This is a genomic window from Italian clover phyllody phytoplasma str. MA1 (assembly GCF_000300695.1).
Taxonomy (GTDB): Bacteria; Bacillota_I; Bacilli_A; order Acholeplasmatales; family Acholeplasmataceae; genus Phytoplasma.
Genome location: NZ_AKIM01000095.1, coordinates 1 through 230, shown reverse-complemented (window position 1 = coordinate 230; position 230 = coordinate 1). Strand labels below are relative to the sequence as shown.

Below are 230 nucleotides of genomic sequence, written 5' to 3'. Positions count from 1 at the left end.
AACAACAAATTTTCCAATTAAATCAAGCTCTTAATTATGTTGAAGCTAATCAAAAAAGAATTGAAGAATTAAAAACGCAAAAAGAATATCGAAAAAATCAAACTGAATTAAAAAATTTCAAGGATTTTCAACTTTTCTTAACTGATCAAAAATTAGCTTTTGAAAAACAAAAGAAAAATTTAACTATCCAATTAAATCATTTAAAAGAAAATAAACCTCTTCCTCATACT

The 230-nt window shown here is 22.2% G+C and carries 1 pseudogene; it reads left to right on the top strand.

Annotated features, from left to right (window positions below):
• A pseudogene (locus RI01_RS02580) lies at window positions 1-230 on the top strand (AAA family ATPase); the annotation flags it as partial.